At 66.2% G+C, this 3,018-nt stretch carries 3 protein-coding genes and 1 pseudogene; 1 reads left to right on the top strand and 3 read right to left on the bottom strand.

From position 1 onward, the window contains the following. Window positions 1-239 precede the first annotated feature (239 nt). The gene (locus FGL98_RS24830; protein ID WP_186526393.1) at window positions 240-1,433 is read right to left on the bottom strand and encodes an ATP-binding protein; all 1,194 of its coding nucleotides are present in this window, start codon (window positions 1,431-1,433) and stop codon (window positions 240-242) included. 353 nt (window positions 1,434-1,786) lie between these two features. Here FGL98_RS24830 and FGL98_RS24825 point away from each other — a divergent pair, with 353 nt between their 5' ends. Then, a complete protein-coding gene (locus FGL98_RS24825; protein WP_146321527.1) occupies window positions 1,787-2,140 on the top strand; it encodes a hypothetical protein in 354 nt (117 codons plus the stop codon). A gap of 115 nt (window positions 2,141-2,255) precedes the next feature. On the opposite strand, the gene FGL98_RS24820 is transcribed toward FGL98_RS24825, so the two are convergent. Continuing rightward, entirely contained in the window at window positions 2,256-2,762 is a 507-nt protein-coding gene (locus FGL98_RS24820) for a hypothetical protein (RefSeq protein ID WP_146321525.1), read from the bottom strand. A 147-nt stretch (window positions 2,763-2,909) separates the two neighbouring features. Further along, a pseudogene (locus FGL98_RS24815) lies at window positions 2,910-3,018 on the bottom strand (IS5-like element ISMt1 family transposase); the annotation flags it as partial.

Here is a 3,018-nt window from a genome sequence, read left to right as displayed (position 1 = left end):
CCGCAACCGCGGGATCGACACACTGCCCAGCATCAAAACCCAAGACACGGCAGACTAGAAGGCACGAACCGGTGGCCTCATTTTCGAGCGTCGGATCGGCCTCATTTTCGAGCGTTGCCGACATTCGACCCAGTCGGCGGGGAAGACTGGATGCTTCAGGTGATCGACGTGCCGGCCAAGGGGATCAGACCGGCATGCCAGGACGCCTCGTGCTCGCCTGCGTATGCCGGCAGCCCGAGTCACGATCCCGTGCTGAACGTCGGTTCGATCCTCTTGAGGAACTCGCCGAACTGGGGGACCGTGAACGCGGCATACCCGTGATCCGGCGTGTACAGCAGGCCCATGCTGATCAGCTCAGCACGGAAGGGTGCCACCTGGTTGGACTGCTTGCCCAGGACCTGTGCGACGTCCTGGGCCTTCTGCGCGTCGCCGCCGAGCTCTGCCATTGCCCGCATGTACTGGCGTTGCCGGTTGGTGCACCGATCGATACGGACGCGGAAGAACGACCCGTCCAGCTTGGAGAGGTACACCGGGTGGGAGGCCTGGATTGCTACCAGGTCGATCCGGTTGCCGTCGCCGGCGAGCCAGGCGGCGGACCCCAGCTCCTGCAGGAAGTAGGGGTACCGGCCGGTGATCCGTAGGGCCTCGTCGAGGGCCTGGTCGGTGAAGGTCGCGTCTTCCTGCTCGGCCGGGCCCAGCAGCGCCTGCCGGGCCTCGTCGTCGTCCAGGTTCCCGATGGCCGGGAACTTGAACAGCCGCTCCGAGTACGACTTCGCGTCGCCAGCCAACTCGGCAATCTGGGGAAGCCCTGCCCCGACCAGCGTGATCGGCAGGCTGCGCTGAACCACCTTGTGCAGGGCCATGATCACGGCCTCCAGCTGCGGGCGATCCAGGAACTGCACCTCGTCGAGCAGCAGCACCACGCCACGCCCGCGGTCCTGGGCCGCCTCGCCGACGGCGACGAGCAGGTCGGTCAGGTCGAGATCGAGATACCCGTGGTCGGCCAGCCCCTCCGCCGCGTCGACGTCCAGCCCGGCGGTGATGCTGCCGGAGCTGTCCGCGCTCAGGGAGAACGACTTCAGTACGGCCATCGCGCGCCGGATCCGGTCACTCCACTCCGCCCGCGGGGACAGCTCAAAAAGGGCAGTGCGCAGCTTGCTCGCCAGCAGCGTGCGAAACCCCGCCTCGTCGTGCTTGCTGACCTCGACCTCCACGACGACCCAGCCGGCGGTCATCGCCGCCTGGCGGAACCGGCCGAGCAGAACCGTCTTGCCGACGCCGCGCAGTCCGGTGATGATCATCGACTGCTCGCTCCGGCCGCGCTCGAGGCGGGCCAGTAGCAGGTCGAAGGAGTTGAGCTGGTCGTCGCGGCCGACGAGGACCGCCGGCGCGGCTCCCGCGTTCGGCGTGTAGGGGTTCCGGATCGGGTCCATGACCCACAGTTTAACAAAGTTAGGCAGGTTTAGGAGAAGAGTCTAAACCTTCCTAAAGTTCCTAAATCCGTCGAAGGTTCCTCAACGTGCGGTGCGATCAGGAGGCACGCGGAGCGCGATGCCATGGCCATAGTGCACGGGCATGTCTGGGTGTCTCTCGGCCATGCCCTCCGCTCCATGGTCTCCGGCGGGCGTTGCTGGCGCGACCAGGGCCTGGATCCGCGGCAGCACCCGCCGTCGGTAAGGCGGAACGCAGGGTGGCGTGGCGCTTCGGCGATGAGCACCTCCACTCGGTCGATGCGGCCCGGTTCCATGTCTTCGAGCTTCGTTCGAAGACATGGAACCATGGGGCCATGGGCACGCGCAGAACACCGCAGGACTGCGCGGCTCGGGCCGAATCCGACCGGCGAAGACTGCAGGAATGCCGCCTCAACGTCGGCAACAACGCCGACTGGCGAGAGCCTCGGCAGCGTCACTGCTGGGTGCGGCGGCCGAGCTCAGCCGGTGACGTCTCCGAGCCGGGTCTGGTGCTGGCCTGGCACCCGGGCAAGAACCCTGCCGACGAGTGGATCGCCCGCGTGGTGATCGTGGGGGAAGGACTGGCTGCCCCAGGTGCTCGACCTCCCTGCTTCAGGGATCCGGCCGGCGACCAGTCGGACGACGCGTGTGTTGATGCGGGAAGCCCTCGACCTGAAGCGGAGGAGTAGCATCCTCAACGCCGTGTCGCCTTTCTTCGCTGAGTTCGACCGGTCATCCGGCCGATCGTTGACTTCATCCGGGCTCACGCAGATTGGCGTGGGTGGCTCCCCGCGACGTCCAGCGTCACGCGCCTTGCCGTCGATGTACGAAGTTGGATCTCGGTGGGGTCGACCGTGACGCCCTGTCTGGGCAAGGGCTCCAGCGCATCGATGGTCGCTTTCCAGAGGTTGGGCCATGCCCGGCGGAGCCCACGACGAAGGCGATCTGCAGCTCGACGCCGCCGTTGGGCAAAGGGGTCGCCGACGCGACCCGGTCACGGATCTGCGTCTTGTAGGTGGCGGTGTCGGCAGCCGCGGTGGTCACCATCTCGAACGAGTACGCGCCGCCGGGATCGGATACTGGTAGGGCTGTTTCGACGAGAACGGACGAGCGGTCGGCGTGCCGTTTCGTCGCCGATACGAAGGCGAACCGTCGACTGGTGCGCTTCGTCAGTTGCGGGACCAGGGGAAACAGGTAGTTGTCCAGGTCGTGACGTTCGAGAAGTTTGACCTTGTCCGGTAATCCGATATCGAGCCGCAGGCCGAGTGGGTCCGGAAGGGTCGAGATCGGCGATGAGCGCGTGCACATCATTGATGAAGGCGGCCGACCGGAGCTGCTCACGCGTACCGGCTTTGTCCCAGCTCGCCACCGCGGGATCGACGCGGAGCAGATCGCCTCGACCAGTCGGCTCCTTGTAGAACATCAGGGTTCCCATGACGGCAGGCTAGAGCCTGTCTCCTAATGGGTTTTGATGTGGATGATGGTCGCGGCCAGCAGCACGCCGCCGAGGAAGGTGCGGGCGTGCTTGTCGTACCGGGTGGCGATGCCGCGCCACTGCTTGAGCCGT

Origin of the sequence: Leekyejoonella antrihumi (assembly GCF_007845645.1) — a bacterium.
GTDB lineage: Bacteria > Actinomycetota > Actinomycetes > Actinomycetales > Dermatophilaceae > Leekyejoonella > Leekyejoonella antrihumi.
The sequence above is the reverse complement of the archived record's forward strand: the minus strand, read 5'-3'. Positions and strand labels throughout refer to the sequence as shown.